The organism is Streptomyces sp. NBC_00670, from assembly GCF_036226765.1.
Classification (GTDB): Bacteria; Actinomycetota; Actinomycetes; order Streptomycetales; family Streptomycetaceae; genus Streptomyces.
The window spans coordinates 6360725-6379824 of the sequence record NZ_CP109017.1; the positions used below are offsets into that span (position 1 = coordinate 6360725).

17 protein-coding genes are annotated in these 19100 nt (G+C 73.2%); 9 read left to right on the forward strand and 8 right to left on the reverse strand.

Annotation, left to right across the window (positions count from 1 at the left end; translation table 11 throughout):
• Nucleotides 1–176: 176 nt before the first annotated feature.
• Nucleotides 177–1811 carry an ABC-F family ATP-binding cassette domain-containing protein gene (locus OIE12_RS28040; protein ID WP_329140017.1) on the reverse strand — a complete coding sequence of 545 codons (1635 nt, stop codon included), beginning with the start codon at nt 1809–1811 and terminating at the stop codon, nt 177–179.
• A 344-nt stretch (nt 1812–2155) separates the two neighbouring features.
• Here OIE12_RS28040 and OIE12_RS28045 point away from each other — a divergent pair, with 344 nt between their 5' ends.
• On the forward strand, nt 2156–2755 hold the full coding sequence (locus OIE12_RS28045) for a GOLPH3/VPS74 family protein (protein ID WP_329140019.1): 600 nt from the start codon (nt 2156–2158) through the stop codon (nt 2753–2755).
• A gap of 131 nt (nt 2756–2886) precedes the next feature.
• Here the strand turns inward: OIE12_RS28045 and OIE12_RS28050 are convergent, their stop codons facing one another.
• Nucleotides 2887–3300 carry an SsgA family sporulation/cell division regulator gene (locus tag OIE12_RS28050; RefSeq protein WP_329140021.1) on the reverse strand — a complete coding sequence of 138 codons (414 nt, stop codon included), beginning with the start codon at nt 3298–3300 and terminating at the stop codon, nt 2887–2889.
• A 293-nt stretch (nt 3301–3593) separates the two neighbouring features.
• Between OIE12_RS28050 and OIE12_RS28055 the strand changes: the two genes are divergently transcribed.
• From OIE12_RS28055 to OIE12_RS28075, 5 genes are all read left to right on the forward strand, one after another.
• Nucleotides 3594–3917, forward strand: a complete 324-nt coding sequence (locus OIE12_RS28055; RefSeq protein ID WP_329140023.1) for a plasmid stabilization protein — start codon at nt 3594–3596, stop codon at nt 3915–3917.
• Between the two features lie 33 nt (nt 3918–3950).
• A complete protein-coding gene (locus OIE12_RS28060; protein WP_329140025.1) occupies nt 3951–4649 on the forward strand; it encodes an endonuclease V in 699 nt (232 codons plus the stop codon).
• Nucleotides 4650–4746: 97 nt separating this feature from the next.
• Nucleotides 4747–5952, forward strand: coding sequence for a CaiB/BaiF CoA transferase family protein (locus tag OIE12_RS28065; RefSeq protein WP_329140027.1), 1206 nt, complete (start codon nt 4747–4749; stop codon nt 5950–5952).
• On the forward strand, nt 5949–7163 hold the full coding sequence (locus OIE12_RS28070) for an acetyl-CoA C-acetyltransferase (RefSeq protein WP_329140029.1): 1215 nt from the start codon (nt 5949–5951) through the stop codon (nt 7161–7163). The genes OIE12_RS28065 and OIE12_RS28070 overlap by 4 nt, the downstream gene beginning before the upstream one ends.
• A 47-nt stretch (nt 7164–7210) precedes the next feature.
• Complete coding sequence (locus OIE12_RS28075; protein WP_329140031.1) at nt 7211–9391, forward strand: 3-hydroxyacyl-CoA dehydrogenase NAD-binding domain-containing protein; 2181 nt, start codon at nt 7211–7213, stop codon at nt 9389–9391.
• Nucleotides 9392–9743: 352 nt separating this feature from the next.
• Here OIE12_RS28075 and OIE12_RS28080 read toward each other — a convergent pair whose 3' ends face one another.
• From OIE12_RS28080 to OIE12_RS28095, 4 genes are all read right to left on the reverse strand, one after another.
• Nucleotides 9744–11231 carry a M1 family metallopeptidase gene (locus OIE12_RS28080; RefSeq protein ID WP_329140033.1) on the reverse strand — a complete coding sequence of 496 codons (1488 nt, stop codon included), beginning with the start codon at nt 11229–11231 and terminating at the stop codon, nt 9744–9746.
• A 237-nt stretch (nt 11232–11468) separates the two neighbouring features.
• Entirely contained in the window at nt 11469–13832 is a 2364-nt protein-coding gene (locus OIE12_RS28085; RefSeq protein WP_329140035.1) for a Tex family protein, read from the reverse strand.
• Between the two features lie 218 nt (nt 13833–14050).
• Nucleotides 14051–14176 carry an LPFR motif small protein gene (locus tag OIE12_RS28090; protein WP_259297165.1) on the reverse strand — a complete coding sequence of 42 codons (126 nt, stop codon included), beginning with the start codon at nt 14174–14176 and terminating at the stop codon, nt 14051–14053.
• Between the two features lie 54 nt (nt 14177–14230).
• Entirely contained in the window at nt 14231–15097 is an 867-nt protein-coding gene (locus tag OIE12_RS28095; RefSeq protein WP_329140038.1) for an SCO6745 family protein, read from the reverse strand.
• Nucleotides 15098–15224: 127 nt separating this feature from the next.
• Between OIE12_RS28095 and OIE12_RS28100 the strand changes: the two genes are divergently transcribed.
• Complete coding sequence (locus OIE12_RS28100) at nt 15225–16178, forward strand: GlxA family transcriptional regulator (protein ID WP_329140040.1); 954 nt, start codon at nt 15225–15227, stop codon at nt 16176–16178.
• A gap of 71 nt (nt 16179–16249) precedes the next feature.
• Nucleotides 16250–16885 (forward strand): DJ-1/PfpI family protein, encoded by a 636-nt coding sequence (locus OIE12_RS28105; RefSeq protein WP_329140043.1) that lies wholly within the window; start codon nt 16250–16252, stop codon nt 16883–16885.
• Here OIE12_RS28105 and OIE12_RS28110 read toward each other — a convergent pair.
• Nucleotides 16872–17651 carry an enoyl-CoA hydratase/isomerase family protein gene (locus OIE12_RS28110; RefSeq protein WP_329142278.1) on the reverse strand — a complete coding sequence of 260 codons (780 nt, stop codon included), beginning with the start codon at nt 17649–17651 and terminating at the stop codon, nt 16872–16874. The two genes, OIE12_RS28105 and OIE12_RS28110, sit on opposite strands and share 14 nt — an antisense overlap.
• 189 nt (nt 17652–17840) lie before the next feature.
• On the opposite strand from OIE12_RS28110, the gene OIE12_RS28115 reads away from it, so the two are divergent.
• Complete coding sequence (locus OIE12_RS28115; RefSeq protein ID WP_329142280.1) at nt 17841–18344, forward strand: ATP-binding protein; 504 nt, start codon at nt 17841–17843, stop codon at nt 18342–18344.
• Nucleotides 18345–18362: 18 nt separating this feature from the next.
• Here the strand turns inward: OIE12_RS28115 and idi are convergent, their stop codons facing one another.
• On the reverse strand, nt 18363–18956 hold the full coding sequence (gene idi, locus OIE12_RS28120; protein ID WP_329140045.1) for an isopentenyl-diphosphate Delta-isomerase: 594 nt from the start codon (nt 18954–18956) through the stop codon (nt 18363–18365).
• Between the last annotated feature and the right edge of the window lie 144 nt (nt 18957–19100).

Genomic DNA, 19100 nt, shown 5'->3' on the forward strand with positions numbered 1-19100 from the left:
CGGGACCTACGGCGCCGTAACCTACGGCGTCGTAGGCTACGAGACCGTAGGTTACGCAGCCGTAGGTTAAGCGCGCTGTAAAGGCCGCTGATCAGGCGCGCGGTCCCCGCCTCCGTACCGAGGGACGGATCAGAGGCGCATCAGCAGCACCACATGTCCGCCGGACTCCTTTCCGGTCAACCCGCCGCCACCTCCTCGGCCGACGTCTCGCGCAGCTCGCCCCCGTCCAGGAGCAGCCAGCGGGTGATGCCGACGGACTGGAGGAACGGCAGGTCGTGGGAGGCGATCAGGAGGGCGCCCTCGTACGACTCCAGCGCGGAGGTCAGCTGCCGCACGCTCGCCATGTCGAGGTTGTTGGTCGGCTCGTCGAGCAGCAGCAGCTGGGGCGCGGGCTCGGCGAGCATCAACGCGGCCAGGGCCGCGCGGAACCGCTCCCCGCCGGACAGGGTCCCCGCCGCCCGGTCGGCCCGGGCACCCCGGAACAGGAAGCGGGCCAGCCGCGCCCGGATCCGGTTGTCGGTGGCGCCGGGCGCGAACCGGGCCACGTTCTGCGCCACGGTCAGTGTGTCGTCGAGCACGTCGAGCCGCTGCGGCAGGAACCGCGCGGGCACATGGACCGTCGCCTCGCCCCGCACCGGCGGCAGCTCGCCCGCGACCGTGCGCAGCAGCGTGGTCTTGCCCGCGCCGTTGCGCCCGATCAGCGCGACCCGCTCGGGCCCGTGCAGATCGAGCCCGCCCTCGAGCAGACCCCCGTACGACACCTCCAGATCGCGCAGGGTGAGCACGCTCCGGCCCGGCGGCACGGCCGTGTACGGCAGTTCGACGCGGATCTCGTCGTCGTCCCGGACGGCGTCGGCGGCCTCGTCGAGCCGCTCCCGGGCCGCGGCCAGCCGCTCCTCGTGCAGGATGCGGTGCTTGCCCGCGGACTCCTGCGCGGCCCGCTTGCGCGCTCCCATGACGATCTTCGGTTCGCGCTTGTTGTCGTTCATCTTCTGCCCGTACCGCTTGCGGCGGGCCAGCTTCGCCTGCGCGTCGACGAGTTCGCGCTTCTGCTTGCGCAGGTCCGCCTCGGCCACGCGCACCATCCGCGCGGCGGCGTCCTGTTCGACGGCGAGGGCCTCCTCGTACGCGGAGAGGTTGCCGCCGTACCAGGTGAGCTCCCCGGCGCGCAGATCGGCGATCTGGTCGACGCGGTCGAGGAGATCGCGGTCGTGGCTGACCACCACCAGCGCGCCCGGCCCGGACCACGCGTCCACCGCCTCGTACAGCCGGCGGCGCGCGTGCAGGTCGAGGTTGTTGGTGGGCTCGTCGAGCAGCAGCACGTCGGGGCGGCGCAGCAGCAGGGCGGCCAGCCGGAGCAGGACGGACTCGCCGCCGGAGACCTCGCCGAGCGTGCGGTCCAGGCCGATGTGGCCGAGGCCCAGCTCGCCGAGGACCGCGAGCGCGCGCTCCTCGACGTCCCAGTCGTCGCCGACGGCCGTGAAGTGCTCCTCGGCCACGTCGCCCGCCTCGATGGCGTGCAGCGCGGCGCGCACGGAGGCGATGCCGAGCGCCTCGTCGACGCGCAGGGAGGTGTCGAGCGTGACGTTCTGCGGCAGGTACCCGACCTCGCCGGTGACGCGCACGGTGCCGTCCGCCGGGGTCAGTTCCCCGGCGAGCAGTTTCAGCAGGGTCGACTTCCCCGAGCCGTTGACGCCGACGAGTCCGGTGCGGCCGGGGCCGAACGCCGCGTCGAGACCGTCCAGGACGGGGGTGCCGTCCGGCCAGGCGAAGGACAGGGACGTACAGGTGACAGAGGTATGGGTATGCATACGGGCCTCGCAGGGGCGTGTGGGGGCGAATCATGAACACGCGTACGGGACACCGCGAGGAGGACCCGGCAGGGCTGACGGTCCTCCGTCGGCGGGACGGCTCGTGGATCGAGGTCGCACACGACGCGCGGGCGGCTCGGCACGGCGGGGCTGAGTTCGACTCGACTCAGCGCGGCCGGGTGAGCGTGCGGCGCGGTGTCCCAGGACCTCAGACGAGCAACGTCCTTCTCCGATCGACGGCAACAGAACCGGTGTCCACGGTAGGAACGGGTACGAGGTGTGTCAACGGAATATCCGTGGACCGGCCCCCGGCCCACGGTCCGACCTGACGCAAGGAGGCCGACGTGCTTGATGGCTCCCTCAGCCTGCCCGCCCGCCTCTGCCTGCTGTCCTGGGACACGGCGACGGGGGAGCCGGTCGCCGTCGACCGGCTGCCGTACCTGGTACGGGCCGGCGCCCTCACGGAACTGGCGCGGCGCGGGCTGCTGGCCGACGTGGACGGCATCGTCACCCCGGTCGACCTCGACGCGACGACGGGCGACGACGCGCTCGACGACTTCCTCGAACTGGTCCAGGAGTCCCGCCCGCGCACCTGGGCGGAGTGGGTGACGGCACACGCCTCCGTCACCCTCGACGCGGTACGCGCCGGCCTGGCGGCCGACGGCCTCCTCCGCCCCGGGAAGCGGCGGGCGCTGGGCTTCCTGCCGACGGTGGACTACACGCTGGTCGACGTCGAGAAGACGACGGCGCTCCAGGCCGCGGTCCGCCGCGCGCTGACCGCGGGAGCCGCGGCACCGCCGGACGAGGCGGCGCTGGCCGCGCTGGCGGCGACGGCGGGGCTGCCCCCCGCCACGTCCGCGCCCGCCCTGGCGACGGACCCGGTCGCGAGGGAGATCCGCGAAGGCCTGGCAGCGGCGGTGGAGACGAGGGTGGGCGGCGCCTGAGAGCTCGGGGGTTCGGTTCGTTGGCGAGCCCTCAAAAGCAGGGGGCGCCCCACGCTTTCAGGGGCGCGGGGAACTGCGCGAGCAACCACCCACCCACCCACCCGCACCCGACAACACACCCACCTCACTCCTCACGCGTCCCGCATCAGCTCCGCCAGGTCCCGGTCCAGGTCGATCTGGAGATGCTCCAGCCCCACCGGCACCAATTCCCCCGCCGCCCGCAAGAACCTCCGCACGTCACGCGAGTGCACATGCACCACAGCCGTCCCCTCCGGCGCATGGAACTCCAGCACCGTCCGGTCGTACCCGTACGGCCGCACCCGCACGTCCCCGTCCCCCTCCGCCCGCTCCAGCCCCGCCGCCAGCAGCTCCCGCGCGAACGTCCAGCACACGTCCACCCCTTCCAGCGTCGCCGGCGCCGGGAAGGTCATGCGGACGGCGAACGGGTCCGCGCGGTCGTAGTGGAGCGCGGCGGGGATGCTCGACATCCGCGGCGCGGCGGCGACCAGGCGTGCCTCGACGGGCTGCTCTATGACGGTGGACATCGCCTTGCTCCCTTGTGATGGGCCGGACGGACTCCCGGTGGCCGGAACCCGTCGTCCAAAAAGACGCCGGAACCGGCCGTTCCGTGCACACGAGGTGCGAGTGACCTCTGTCACCGAGTCCAATCACCGTGACGTCGACACCCGGACACCGTGACACTTCGAGAAGACACCCGCGCGCGGCTCCCGGTTCCCGCCCGGCCGGAGTAGTGGCCGCGCGGTGCGACGGACGCGGTGCTTGCCTGGGGGATGAGGGGTACCCGGTCCTCACGTGTCCCGAAAGGAAGTGAACGTCCATGCCCAGCGGGTCGAGCCCGAAGCGTGAACGCCAGTACGAGCACATCAAGAAGAGCGCCGAGGACCGCGGCGAGAGCACCGGCCGCGCGAAGGAGATCGCCGCGCGCACGGTGAACAAGGAGCGCGCCCGGTCCGGCGAGGCCAAGCAGAAGAGCAGGACCTCGACCCAGGACATGTCGTCCGGCAAGCGCGGCGGCCAGCGCTCCGGCAAGGGGGCGCAGGGACCGACGTACGACCAGCTCTACGAAGAGGCCAAGAAGAAGAACGTCCACGGCCGTTCGGACATGAACAAGGCCCAGCTCCAGCGAGCTCTCGGCAAGTGAGCGCCGCCCGCGGGGCCGTACCCTCGTCCCACCATGACGACCGTACGCATCCCCGCGGGCCCGCCCGCCCCCGCCACCGAGGAAGAGGCACTGGCCGTCCAGGACGCCCTGCGCGGCCGGGTGATCCTCGACGAGCCCGGACCGCCGCCGGGAACCGGCAACGTGACGGGCGTGGACGTCGCCTACGACGACGCGCGCAACGTCGTCGCCGCGGCGGCCGTCGTCCTCGACGCGGCCACCCTGGAGCCGGTGGCCGAGGCCACCGCCGTCGGCGAGGTCTCCTTCCCGTACGTGCCCGGCCTGCTGGCCTTCCGCGAGCTCCCCGCGGTCCTGGCCGCGCTGGAGGCGCTGCCGTGCGACCCGGGCCTGGTCGTCTGCGACGGCTACGGCCGCGCCCACCCCCGCCGCTTCGGCCTCGCCAGCCACCTGGGCGTCCTCACCGGGCTCCCGGTCATCGGCGTCGCGAAGAACCCGTTCACCTTCACCTACGAACCTCCCGCCGCCCCGCGCGGCAGCACCAGCCCCCTGCTCGCCGACGGCACCGAGGAGGTAGGCCGCGCCCTGCGCACCCGGACCGGCGTCAAACCGGTCTTCGTCTCCACGGGCCACCGGGTGACCCTCGACAACGCCTGCGCCCACACCCTGGCCCTGTCCCCGAGGTACCGCCTCCCGGAGACAACCCGCAGAGCGGACACCCTGTGCCGTGCGGCTCTGAAGAGGGCGACTCCCTGAGTCCAGGGGCGGCGGGGGGCGAGAAAAATCGCCCCCCGTGGCCTACCCTTGGAGCCCAACCGCATAACCAAGCGCTTGCTCGCCCCAGGGGAGCCCGATGTCCGAGGCAACGACACCACCCGCACCGTCGGCGACACCCGCACCACCACCCGCCCCCACCGGCCCCCTCACGGACGTCCGCGTCGTCGAACTCGCCGGCATCGGCCCCGCCCCCTTCGCCGCCATGCTCCTCGCCGACCTCGGCGCGGACGTCGTCCGCGTGGACCGCCCCACCGGCCCCGGCCTCGGCATCGACCCCGCCCTCGACGTCACCAACCGCAACAAGCGCTCCGTCGTCCTCGACCTGAAATCCCCCGACGGCCCCGCCCGCGTCCTGGACCTGGCCGCACGCGCCGACATCCTGCTGGAGGGCTACCGCCCCGGCGTCGCCGAACGGCTCGGCGTCGGCCCCGCCGACTGCCACGCCCGCAACCCCCGCCTGGTCTACGGCCGGATGACCGGCTGGGGCCAGGAGGGCCCCCTCGCCGACCGCGCCGGCCACGACCTCGCCTACCTCGCCCGCACCGGCGCCCTCGGCATCACCGGCGACCCCGACCGCCCGCCCGTCGCCCCCGCCAACCTCCTCGGCGACTACGCGGGCGGCGCCCTCTACCTCGTCGTCGGCGCCCTCGCCGCACTGCACCACGCCCGCGCCACCGGCACCGGCCAGGTCGTGGACGCCGCCATCGTCGACGGCACCGTCCACCTCACCGCGATGCTGCACGGCATGCTCGCCGCCGGGGCGTGGCAGGACCGGCGCGGCGCCAACCTCCTCGACGGCGGCTGCCCGTTCTACGGCACCTACGAGACCTCCGACGGCCACCACATGGCCGTCGGCGCCCTGGAGGAACGGTTCTACGCCGAGTTCACCGCCCTCCTCGGCACCGAGGAACCGCTTCCGCCGCGCGACGACCCGGCCCGCTGGCCCGAGCTGCGCGCCGCCGTCGCCGCCCGCTTCCGCACCCGTACCCGCGCCGAGTGGACCGAGGTCTTCGCCGGCTCCGACGCCTGCGTGGCGCCCGTCCGGTCGCTGCGCGAGGCCCCGGCCGACCCGCACCTCGCCGCGCGCGGTACCTTCACCGACCACGGCGGCCTCACCCAGCCGGCCCCCGCGCCCCGTTTCTCCGCGACCCCCACGGCCGTCCGCAGCGCTCCCGCCCGGCCCGGCGCCGACACGGCGGCCGTCGCCCGGGACTGGGACCTGCCGCACCTCACCACCGACGCCCCCCGACCCCCGCACGCCTCCCGAAAGGTCAGCCCGTGAGCACCGAAGCGTACGTCTACGACGCGATCCGCACCCCGCGCGGCCGTGGCAAGGCCAACGGGGCCCTGCACGGCACCAAGCCCATCGACCTCGTCACCGGCCTCATCCACGAGCTGCGCGCCCGCTGGCCCCAACTCGACCCGGCCGCCGTCGACGACATCGTGCTCGGCGTCGTCGGCCCCGTCGGCGACCAGGGCTCCGACATCGCCCGGATCGCCGCGATCGCCGCCGGACTGCCCGACACGGTGGCCGGCGTGCAGGAGAACCGCTTCTGCGCCTCCGGGCTCGAAGCGGTCAACATGGCCGCCGCCAAGGTGCGTTCCGGCTGGGAGGACCTGGTGCTGGCGGGCGGCGTGGAGTCGATGTCCCGGGTGCCGATGGCCTCCGACGGCGGCGCCTGGTTCGCCGACCCGATGACCAACCTCGCCACCAACTTCGTCCCCCAGGGCATCGGGGCCGACCTCATCGCCACGATCGAGGGATTCTCGCGGCGCGACGTCGACGAGTACGCGGCCCTGTCCCAGGAGCGCGCCGCCACCGCCTGGAAGGAGGGCCGCTTCGAGCGGTCCGTCGTCCCGGTCAAGGACCGCGCGGGGCTCACCGTCCTTGACCACGACGAGCACCTGCGGCCGGGCACCACCGCCGACTCCCTCGCCAAGCTGAAGCCGTCCTTCGCCGACATCGGCGACCTGGGCGGCTTCGACGCCGTCGCGCTGCAGAAGTACCACTGGGTGGAGAAGATCGACCACGTCCACCACGCGGGCAACTCCTCCGGCATCGTGGACGGTTCCGCGCTCGTCGCGATCGGCTCGAAGGAGATCGGTGAGCGCTACGGCCTCACCCCGCGCGCCCGGATCGTCTCCGCCGCCGTCTCCGGCTCCGAGCCCACCATCATGCTCACCGGTCCCGCCCCCGCCACCCGCAAGGCGCTCGCCCGGGCCGGGCTGACCATCGACGACATCGACCTCGTCGAGATCAACGAGGCGTTCGCGGCCGTCGTGCTCCGCTTCGTCAAGGACATGGGACTGTCCCTGGACAAGGTCAACGTCAACGGCGGCGCCATCGCGCTCGGCCACCCGCTCGGCGCCACCGGCGCCATGATCCTCGGCACGCTCGTCGACGAACTGGAGCGCCAGGACAAGCGGTTCGGGCTCGCCACCCTCTGCGTGGGCGGCGGCATGGGCATCGCCACCGTCGTCGAGCGCGTCTGACCCCTCCCGACGGACCACCGACCCCCTGATCCTCTGGAGCTCCCCTCATGACCACCGAAGCCACCACCATCCGCTGGGAACAGGACGACACCGGGATCGTCACCCTCGTCCTCGACGACCCCGCCCAGTCCGCGAACACCATGAACCAGGCGTTCCGTGACTCCCTCGCCGCGGTCGCCGACCGCCTGGAGGCCGAGAAGGACGCGGTCCGCGGCGTCATCGTCACCTCCGCGAAGAAGACCTTCTTCGCCGGCGGCGACCTGCGCGACCTCATCCGCGTCACGCCCGAGACCGCCCAGGAACTCTTCGACGGCGGCATGGCGATCAAGCGGAACCTGCGCCGCATCGAGACCCTCGGCAAGCCGGTCGTCGCCGCGCTCAACGGCGCGGCCCTCGGCGGCGGTTACGAGATCGCCCTCGCCTGCCACCACCGCGTCGCCCTGGACGCTCCCGGCTCCCGCATCGGCTGCCCCGAGGTCACCCTCGGCCTGCTCCCCGGGGGCGGCGGCGTCGTCCGTACGGTACGGATGCTCGGCATCGCCGACGCGCTGCTGAAGGTCCTCCTCCAGGGCACCCAGTACAACCCGCGCCGCGCCCAGGAGAACGGCCTGGTCGACGAGGTCGCCGACAGCCCCGAGGACATGCTCGCCAGGGCCCGCGCCTTCATCGACGCCCACCCCGAGTCCGCCCAGCCCTGGGACAAGCCGGGTTACCGCATCCCCGGCGGCACCCCCGCCAACCCCAAGTTCGCGACCAACCTGCCCGCCTTCCCGGCCAACCTGCGCAAGCAGACGAACGGCGCGCCCTACCCGGCGCCGCGCAACATCATGGCCGCCGCCGTCGAGGGCTCCCAGGTCGACTTCGAGACCGCGCAGCTCATCGAGGCGCGGTACTTCGTCGAACTGGCCGCCGGGCAGACGGCCAAGAACATGATCCAGGCGTTCTTCTTCGACCTCCAGGCCGTCAACTCCGGCGCCAACCGGCCCAGGGACGTGGCCAAGCGTCAGGTGCGGCGGGTCGCCGTCCTCGGCGCCGGGATGATGGGCGCCGGCATCGCCTACTCCTGCGCCCGCGCGGGCATCGAGGTCGTCCTCAAGGACGTGTCCCTGGAGGCCGCCGTCAAGGGCAAGGGGTACAGCGAGAAGCTGTGCGCCAAGGCCGTCTCGCGCGGCCGCACCACGCAGGACAAGGCCGACGCCCTGCTCGCCCGCATCACGCCGACCGCCGAGGCGGCCGACCTCGCGGGCTGCGACGCGGTGATCGAGGCGGTGTTCGAGGACACCTCGCTCAAGCACAAGGTGTTCCAGGAGATCGAGCACGTCGTCGCCCCCGACGCGCTGCTCTGCTCCAACACCTCCACGCTCCCCATCACGGCGCTCGCCGAGGGAGTCGAACGCCAGACCGACTTCATCGGGCTGCACTTCTTCTCACCCGTCGACAAGATGCCGCTCGTCGAGATCATCAAGGGCGAGCGGACCGGCGACGAGGCGCTGGCCCGCGCGTTCGACCTGGTCCGGCAGATCAACAAGACGCCGATCGTCGTCAACGACTCGCGCGGCTTCTTCACCTCGCGGGTCATCGGGCACTTCCTCAACGAGGGCGTGGCGATGGTCGGCGAGGGCATCGAACCGGCGTCGGTCGAACAGGCGGCGGCACAGGCCGGATACCCGGCGAAGGTGCTCTCCCTGATGGACGAGCTCACGCTGACCCTGCCGCGCAAGATCCGTACCGAGACGCGGCGGGCGGTGGAGGAGGCGGGCGGCACGTGGACCGCGCACCCCGCCGAGGCCGTCGTCGACCGCATGGTCGACGAGTTCGGGCGGACCGGGCGCAGTGGCGGCGCGGGCTTCTACGAGTACGGCGAGGACGGGCGGCGGGGTGGCCTGTGGCCGGGGCTGCGCGAGCACTTCACCAAGCCCGGGCATGAGATCCCGTTCCGTGACATGCAGGAACGGATGTTGTTCGCGGAGGCGTTGGACACGGTGCGGCTGCTTGAGGAGGGGGTGCTGACATCGGTCGCCGACGCGAACATCGGGTCGATCTTCGGGATCGGGTTCCCGGGGTGGACGGGGGGTGTGCTGCAGTACGTCAACGGGTACGAGGGCGGGCTGCCGGGGTTCGTCGCGCGGGCGCGGGAGTTGGCGGAGCGGTACGGGGAGCGGTTCGCACCGCCGGCGTTGTTGGTGCGGATGGCTGAGCGGGGGGAGCGGTTCGCGGACGGGGGGTGAGGGTGCGGGAGAGGGGGCGGGGCATTTTTTCCGCCCCCGCCGCCCCTACCCTTCCCGTCCCTTCAAGGGGCTCCGCCCCTTGGACCCCGGAACGGGGCTCCGCCCCGTTGCGCAGTTCCCCGCGCCCCTGATCAGGGGCGCGGGGCTGTGTCGCTCTGCGGCTCCGCCGCGTGGGCGCGAGCGCTCACTGTGCCCCGTCAGGGGCGCGGGGAACTGCGCGACCAGCCACGGACCCACCCGCATCCGCCGGCGAACCCACCCACCCGAGCTCTCTCGCGCCCTCCCCGGGGAGCCTGGGGGCGGAGCCCCCGGGTTGAGGATGGGAAGGGTAGGGGCGGCGGGGGCGAGGAAACTATCCGGCGTGGACCCCGTTCGTGGCCTGGATCTTGGGCCAGGACTTGGGGCGCGCGGGGGCCAACCCGGCTTCCCCCCGCCTCGCCACCGCCGGCTCCGCCGGCTTCACCGTGTCGTACAGCCACGTGTCGAACAGGTCACCCAACGACCGCCCGGACACCCCCTCCGCATACCGCCGGAAATCCCCCACGGACGCGTTCCCGTACGCCCGCTCCTTCGGCCACCCCTTCAGGATCGCGAAGAACGTCTCGTCCCCGACCGCGTTCCGCAACGCCTGCACCGCCAGCGCCCCCCGGTCGTACACCGCCGTGTCGAACTGGTTCTCCGCCCCCGGATCCCCGGGCGCGACCGTCCAGAACGGATCGTCCGCCGGATGCGACGCGTACACATAGTCCGCCAGCTCCTGCGCCGTCCCCTCGCCCTCGTGCTCCGACCACAGCCACTGCGCGTACCGGGCGAAGCCCTCGTTCAGCCAGATGTCCTTCCACCCGGCGAGCGACACGTCGTCGCCGTACCACTGGTGGGCCAGCTCGTGCACCACGACCGACGTGTTGGACCCGTTCGCGAACTGCCTGGGGGAGTAGTAGACCCGCGTCTGGGTCTCCAGCGCGTACCCGGTGGTCGTGTTCGGCACATACCCGCCGGCCGAGGAGAACGGGTACGGGCCGAAGTAGCCGCTCAGCCAGTCGACGATCTCCCCGGTCCGCTCGACGCTCGCCCGGGCCGCCCCGTCGTTGTCGCCGAGGTCCTTGCTGTAGGCGTTGACGACGGGGACACCGCCGTCGGAGGTGCCCGTGGTGATGTCGAAGCGGCCGAGCGCGAGAGTGGCCAGATATGTCGCCTGGGGTTTGTTCTGCCGCCAGTTGTAACGCGTCCAGCCGCGCTGCGAACTCGTCGACTGGAGCGTGCCGTTGGAGACCGCCTGGGTGCCGTCGGGGACGGCGACCGAGACGTCGTAGGTGGCCTTGTCGCTGGGGTGGTCGTTGCTCGGGAACCACCACCACGCCGACTCGGGCTCGTCCGCCGCGACCGCGCCGTCCGGGGTGCGGTGCCAGGTCGTGAACCCGTACGCGCTCTTCGTCGACGGCACCCCGCTGTAGCGGACGACGACGGTCACCGGCGTGCCCGCGGGCAGCGGGCTGCTCGGCGTGACCTCCAGTTCGTGCTCGCCGGAGGCGGCGAACGTCGCCCTGGCGCCGTTGACGCGGACCTCGCTCACGTCGAGCAGGAAGTCGAGGTCGAAGCGGGAGAGGTCCTGCGTGGTCCGGGCCAGGATCGTCGCGGTGCCGGACAGCTCGTCGGTCGTCGGCCGGTACGTCAGCCGCAGGTCGTAGTGGGAGACGTCGTAGCCGCCGTTGCCGTAGTACGGGTAGTAGGGGTCGCCGATACCCGGCGCCCCGGGCGAGGCGCCGGCCGCCGATGCCGGGATCGCCAGCAGCAGGGAGGCGGCCGCGAGCGCGCCCGGAACGATGAGTCTGCGGTGCACGGGAACTCCAAGGGGTGGGGGTCCGAGGTCCGGTGAAACCGTTACGGAGCCTATTGAGTCCCTGACGGGCCCGTCATGTCCATGGCGTCGCCCGCCACACGATCGCCATCCGGCCGTTACAGCGCCCCGCGCCCCTTCGAGGGGCGCGGGGAACTGCGCAATCCTTTACCGGGGTCCGGGGGGCGGAGCCCCCGGGGACGGGAAGGGTAGGGGCGGCGGGGGCGGAAACCTCCGCGGTCACCGACCCTTCGGGTTCACCAGCCCCGCACGCCGCAGCGCGTCCGCCATCGCACTGTTGGCCGGGGCCGGCGCCTGCCGGGGAGCGCCGCGCCCACCACCCTGCCGCGGCTGCGGCGCCCGCCCGCCACCCCGCTGCGGGCGCCCGCCGCCCGAAGAGGACGACGCCGCCCCCGCCTCGTCGTCCAGCCGCAACGTCAACGAGATCCGCTTGCGCGGGATGTCGACGTCCAGCACTTTGACCTTCACGATGTCGCCCGGCTTCACCACATCGCGCGGGTCCTTCACGAACGTCTTCGACATCGCCGACACATGCACCAGACCGTCCTGGTGCACCCCGACGTCCACGAACGCCCCGAACGCCGCCACGTTCGTCACCACACCCTCCAGGACCATCCCGGAGGACAGGTCGGAGATCTTCTCCACGCCCTCCTTGAAGACGGCAGTCTTGAAGGCCGGACGCGGGTCGCGGCCCGGCTTCTCCAGCTCCTTGAGGATGTCGGTCACCGTCGGCAGCCCGAACGTGTCGTCGACGAACTCCTGCGGCCGCAGCGACCGCAGCACGCCCGTGTTGCCGATCAGCGCGGCCACCTCGCTGCCCGCCGTCTTCACCATCCGCCGCACCACCGGGTACGCCTCCGGGTGCACGCTGGACGCGTCCAGCGGGTCCTCGCCGCCGCGGATGCGCAGGAAGCCCGCGCACTGCTCGTACGCCTTCGGACCGAGCCGCGCCACGTTCTTCAGCTGCGCGCGGGAGGTGAACGGGCCGTTGGTGTCCCGGTGCGTGACGATGTTCTCGGCGAGCCCGGAGGTGATGCCGGAGACCCGGGCCAGCAGCGGCGCGGAGGCCGTGTTGACGTCCACGCCCACGCCGTTCACGCAGTCCTCCACCACCGCGTCCAGCGACCGGGACAGCTTCACCTCGGACAGGTCGTGCTGGTACTGGCCGACGCCGATCGACTTCGGGTCGATCTTCACCAGCTCGGCCAGCGGGTCCTGGAGCCGGCGCGCGATCGAGACGGCGCCGCGCAGCGACACGTCCATGTCCGGCAGCTCCTGCGAGGCGAACGCCGACGCCGAGTACACCGACGCGCCCGCCTCCGACACCATCACCTTGGTGAGCTTCAACTCCGGGTGCTTGGTGATCAGTTCACCGGCGAGCTTGTCCGTCTCCCGGGACGCCGTGCCGTTGCCGATCGCGATCAGCTCGACCGCGTGCTCCTTCGCCAGCCGCGCCAGCTTGGCCAGCGCCTCGTCCCACCGGTTGGCCGGTACGTGCGGGTGGATGACGTCGGTCGCGACCACCTTGCCCGTCGCGTCCACCACCGCCACCTTCACACCCGTACGGAACCCGGGGTCCAGGCCCAGCGTCGCGCGCGTGCCGGCCGGGGCGGCGAGCAGCAGATCGCGCAGGTTGGCCGCGAACACCCGTACCGCCTCGTCCTCGGCGGCCGTCCGCAGCCGCAGCCGCAGGTCGATGCCGAGGTGGACGAGGATGCGCGTGCGCCAGGCCCAGCGGACGGTGTCCGCCAGCCACTTGTCCGCCGGACGCCCCTGGGCGGCGATCCCGAACCGGCCGGCGACGATCCCCTCGTACGACGACGGCCCCTCGGTCGGCTCCTCCGGCTCCAGGACGAGGTCGAGGACCTCCTCCTTCTCGCCGCGCAGCATCGCCAGGATCCGGTGCGAGGGCAGCTCCGTGAACGGCTCCGCGAAGTCGAAGTAGTCGGCGAACTTGGCGCCCGCCTCCTCCTTGCCGTCCCGCACCTTCGCGGCCAGCCGGCCCCGTACCCACATGCGCTCGCGCAGCTCGCCGATGAGGTCGGCGTCCTCCGAGAACCGCTCGGTCAGGATCGCCCGGGCGCCGTCCAGCGCGGCCTGCGGCTCGGCGACGCCCTTGTCCGCGTCCACGAACGCGGCGGCCGCGGCGAGCGGCTCGACCGACGGGTCCCGGAGCAGCCCCTCCGCCAGCGGCTCCAGACCCGCCTCGCGGGCGATCTGCGCCTTGGTGCGGCGCTTGGGCTTGTACGGGAGGTAGATGTCCTCCAGCCGCGCCTTCGTCTCGGCGCCGCGGATCCGCGCCTGAAGCTCGTCGGTGAGCTTGCCCTGCTCGCGCACCGACTCCAGGACCGCCGTGCGGCGCTCCTCCAGCTCACGCAGATAGCGCAGCCGCTCCTCGAGCGTGCGCAGCTGCGCGTCGTCGAGCATCTCGGTCGCTTCCTTGCGGTAGCGGGCGATGAACGGCACCGTCGAACCGCCGTCGAGCAGCTCCACCGCGGCCTTCACCTGCCGCTCCCGCACGCCGAGCTCCTCGGCGATCCTGCCCTCGATCGACCCTGCCCCAATGACCCCGGCTGTCGTCACGTTCCCGTACCGCCTTCTCAGTTCCCGGCTTGCCGGGCAATTCTGACAGGCGACACTGACAGCGCCCCGTATGGGGCGCGGGGAACTGCGCGAGAAGCCTCACCGGCCGGCAGCCGACAACGCACCCCCGGGGTCCAAGGGGCGGAGCCCCTTGAAGGGACGGGAAGGGTAGGGGCGGCGGGGGCGAAAACCCCCCACGCGAACCCCACCCACCCCGCTCAAGCCCTCCGCGTACTGCTCGACGCACCCCCGAACAACCGCGCCACCGCCCGGAACGGCAACGTCACCACCGTCGCCACAGCCCCACCGATCTGCCGCAGCACATCCGCAATCGCTCGGAACACAGCACTTCCCCTTCCACTCTCCCGGCAGGTCCGCCGGGAGAGATCCGGGTACCCTCAGCCCCTCCCCACCATGCCCGCCGGAAACGCCCCCGCCGCCAGCACCCGCCCCGCCAACTCCCCGGCCAGTTCGGTCAACCGCCCGACCCCCGCCGCCCCCAGATGCTCGTACGGCCCCCGGTCAAGGCGGTCCGTCTCCACCTCGATCTCCCGCCGCAGGGCGACCCCGGCCCCGGTCAGCTCCCCGTCCCCGTCGAGCAGCCCCCGCCCGCGCAGCCGTCCGACCGCCGCCTCCCAGTCCTCCCGCTTCCAGCCCCGCGTGCCCAGCGCCCACTTCGGCGCCATGCCCTTGCCGGTCGCGGTATGGCTGACCAGGGCCTCGACCGGGTCCAGCTCCGCGGCCAGCAACACCGCCAGATGACCGTCACCGCGGTGCTCGCGCAGCAGCGTCGCCGCGTGCCAGAGCGCGAGATGCGGTTCCTCCGGCACCGGCAGCCCGGCGTGCGCCGCGTACAGGGGGCGTGCGACCGGCGTACACGCCTCCGCGGCCCGCAGCGCCAGCTCCGCCGCCTCGGCCACCTCCTTCGCGGTGCGCACCTCCTCGCCCAGCAGCCGCCGCAGCGTCGCGTCGACGGCACGCACGCGTGCTGCCAGCACCACGGCGGGGGAGGCGGCCTCCCAGACGGCCGGCACATGCCGCGCCACCAGACCGGGCCGGAAGTTGTAGAACGCGGCGGTCACCACCCCGGCGCCCACCGCACCCATCGCCGCCGCGCGTGCCGCGAGATAGGCGGCCGCCGGGTCCCCGACCCCCACCGCGGCCAGCTCCCGCCCCAGGTCCGGCGAGAAGTAGTGCGTCGAGTGCAGCGGGTTGAGCACGTTGTGGCAGCGCCGCCCGGCGCGCTCCGGAAGAGAAGAGGTCATGTCCGGAGGTTACCGACTGGTCAGTACGTACGGAAGCCGGCAGGGTCCCCGGGGCCGGAACCGATGGCAGGAAAGGTGGGGTACTCGTCATTGCGGCCGTCGACGGCCGCCGCCCACAATCGTGAGCATGCGAAACGTCCTGGTCGTCCTCTTCGACCGTGTGCAGAGCCTCGACGTCACCGGCCCGGTGGAGGTCTTCGCGGGCGCCGAGCAACACACCCCCGGGACCTACCGCCTCACCACCGCCTCCCTGGACGGCGCCCCCGTCCGCACCTCCTCCGGCCTCACCCTCGTCCCCGACCACGCCCTCGCCGACGTCCCCGACCCGGACACCCTGCTGGTTCCCGGCGGCGAGGGCACCCGCGCCCCCGACCCGGACCTGCTCGCCTGGCTGCGCCACCACGGCCCCCGCGCCGGCCGCCTGGTCTCCGTCTGCACCGGCGCCCTGCTGCTCGCCGAGGCGGGTCTGCTGGAGGGCCACCGGGCCACCACCCACTGGGCGTACTGCGACCGGCTCGCCCGCGAACACCCGGGCATCGACGTCGACCCCGACCCCATCTACGTCCGCGACGGACGCATCGCCACCTCCGCCGGGGTCACCTCCGGCATCGACCTGGCGCTGGCCCTCGTCGAGGAGGACCTGGGCCGCGAGACCGCGCTCACCGTCGCGCGCCACCTCGTCGTCTTCCTGCGCCGCCCCGGCGGCCAGGCCCAGTTCAGCGCCCAGCTGGCCGCGCAGACCGCCCGGCGCGAGCCGCTGCGGGAGGTCCAACAGTGGATCACCGAGCACCCCGGCGACGACCTCGGCGTCGACGCGCTCGCCGCCCGCGCCCGGCTCTCGCCCCGGCACTTCGCCCGTGCCTTCCGCGCCGAGACGGGTATGACCCCCGGCCGCTACGTCGACCGGGTCCGCCTCGAACACGCCCGGCGCCTGCTGGAGGACACCGCCGACGGGGTCGAGGAGGTCTCCCGCACCAGCGGCTACGGCACACCCGAGGCGATGCGCCGCGCCTTCGTCAAGGCGCTCGGCACGGCCCCCGCCGAGTACCGACGCCGCTTCCGCCCGGCGACGCGCCCCTGAGACCGCCACCGCTTTCCTACGGCCCCCCGACGCCACCACTCACGTCCCGCCCGCTCCCGAAAGGCACCCGCATGCAGATCGCCGTCGTCCTCTTCGACCGCTTCACCGCCCTCGACGCCGTCGGCCCCTACGAGACCCTCGGCCGGCTCCCGGGCGCGGAAACCGTGTTCGTCGCCGAGCAGGCGGGCCCCGTCCGCAACGAGAGCGGCACCCTCGCGCTCACCGCCGACCGGGCCCTCGCCGAGGTCGCCCGCCCGGACCTCGTCGTCGTACCCGGCGGCCCCGGGCAGAGCGCGCAGATGGAGAACCCCGTCCTGCTCGACTGGCTGCGCGCCGCCGACGCCACCAGCGCCTGGACCACCTCCGTCTGCACCGGCTCCCTGCTGCTGGCCGCCGCCGGCCTGCTCCGGGGCCGCCGGGCCACCTCCCACTGGCTGGCGCTCAACGAGCTGAAGCGGTTCGGCGCCGAGCCGACGGGGGAGCGGGTGGTGACCGACGGCAAGTACGTCACCGCCGCCGGCGTCTCCTCCGGCATCGACATGGGCCTCACCCTGCTCGGCCGGATCGCGGGCGACGAGCACGCCCAGGCCGTCCAGTTGCTGACCGAGTACGACCCGCAGCCGCCCTACGACGCCGGATCACCGGAGAAGGCGCCCGCTCGCCTCGTCGAACGGCTGCGCGAGCGGAGCCGCTTCACTCAGGTGTAGTCACGGTCGTCCGGCCCGGTGTCTCCGGCGTCCAGGCGAAGTGCGGCTCCCGGCGCTCCAGGAACGCGGCGACGCCCTCCGCGGCGTCGCCGCTCGCGCGCGCCTGCGCGGTCCAGTGCGCGTCCCGGTCCGTGCGCCCGTCCGCGAACTCCTTCGCCGCGGCCTGGGTGAGCCGCGAGCGCGCGGCCAGGACGGCGGTGAACTCCGCGACCCGCGCGTCGAGCGCGCCGGCCGGCAGCACCTCGTCGACCAGGCCCGTACGCAGCGCCCGCCCGGTGTCGATCAACTCGCCCGAGAACAGCAGGTACTTGGCGGTGGCCGGACCCACCAGCGCGGTCAGCCGCCGGGTCGCGGAGGACGGGTAGACGATGCCCAGCCTGGCCGGTGTCACCCCGAACCGGGCGCCCTCCTCGGCGAACCGCAGATCGCAGGCGGCCGCCAGCTGCGCCCCGCCGCCCACGCAGTACCCCCGCACGGCGGCCAGCGTCGGCCCGGGGAAGGCGGCCAGCGCCTCCTCGGCCTCGACGGCGAGCCCCTGGGCCTCCTCCGGGGAGTCCCGCAGTCCGGTGAGGTCGGCGCCGGCGCAGAACGTGCCGCCCTCGCCGGTCAGCACCAGCACCCGTACGGCGGGATCGGCGGCCAGGCGGTCGAGCAGCGACGGCAGCGCCCGCCACATGCCGGCCGTCATGGCGTTGCGCCGGGCCGGATGGTGGAGGACGACGGTGGCGACCGGGCCGGTCACCCGGTGCAGCAGCTGGGGCTCCATGAGCATGACCGGATGGTATCCACCCGGCCACGGTGCGATCGGAAGCGGTCGGGAGGGCGCACGGGGCATGCGAGACCGATCGGAAGCCGTCGATACGTGCTGACTTGTGTTCAGCTTCTCGGTGGGGCGCGGTACGTTCCCAACACTCGACTCGTGGTGACAATCGAGCGCGAGGACGGCGACCGGACGATGGACGACGCGGGGCGCGAGGCCGGCGGCCCACGCCCCGACGGCGGGGAGGCTCCCGAGGGCGGCAGACCGCCGGGAGCGCTGCCCTACGAGGGGGTGTGGCGGTTCACCGCGCCCGCCGTGGACGCCTCCGTGCCGCAGGCCCGGCGGGCCGTGCGGGACCTGCTGGCCCGGCAACGCGTGCCCGCCGCCGAGGACGTGGTCGACGGACTGCTGCTGATCGTCTCCGAACTGGCCACCAACGCGGTCCGGCACGCGGCGGTGCTCTCCCCGATGCTCGCCGTCGAGGTGGCCGTCGGCGCGGACTGGGTGCGCGTCTCCGTCGAGGACGAGCACCCCTACCGGCCCACCGCCCTGGAGACCGACCACGGGCGCACCGGCGGACGCGGACTGCTGCTGGTGCGCGAGATCGCCCGGGAGGCGGGCGGGATGTGCGACATGGCGCACACGGCGAGCGGCGGCAAGGTGATCTGGGCCACCCTGCCGCTGCGTCCGCTGCCGTAGTCCGTATGTCCTGCGGGGCTACCAGCCCGCGGAGTCGCCCGTCAGCTCCCGGACCGCCGGGCGGGCCGCGTCGAGCACGGTCATGAACCAGGAGGAGAAACGGTCCCGCGCGTGGCGCTCCGCCAGCTCCTCCGGCGTCACGAACGCGGTCGCGCCGACCTCCTCCGGATCCGGCCGCACCGGCGACTGCACCAGGCCCACGAAGAGGTGGTTGTACTCCTGCTCGACCAGCCCGGAGTCGGGGTCCGGGTGGTTGTAGCGGACGGTGCCCGCCTCGGCGAGCAGCGTCGGCGAGACGCCGAGCTCCTCGTACGTCCGCCGGGCCGCCGCCGCGAAGGGGGACTCGTCGGGGTACGGGTGGCCGCAGCACGTGTTGGACCACACGCCGGGTGAGTGGTACTTGCCGAGCGCGCGCTGCTGGAGCAGCAGCCGGCCCCGTTCGTCGAAGAGGAACACCGAGAACGCCCGGTGCAACTGCCCCGGCGGCTGATGGGCGGCGAGCTTCTCCGCGGTGCCGATCGTGGTGCCGTCCTCGTCCACCAGCTCCAGCATGATCGCTTCCGCGGTGCCGTTCGACGCACTGTGCGTCGCGGTGGCAGGTGTGATCGCCATACCCATCCTTCGCCTCGGTCTTCCAGCCCCAAGTCTGCCGTACGAATCCGGCACTCCCGGCACTTCACTGCCCCGCATGTCCCGTCGCCGCCGGGGGGGAAACCGGCCGCGGGGGCCTCGCGGACGGTCGCCCCGGCGGCCACC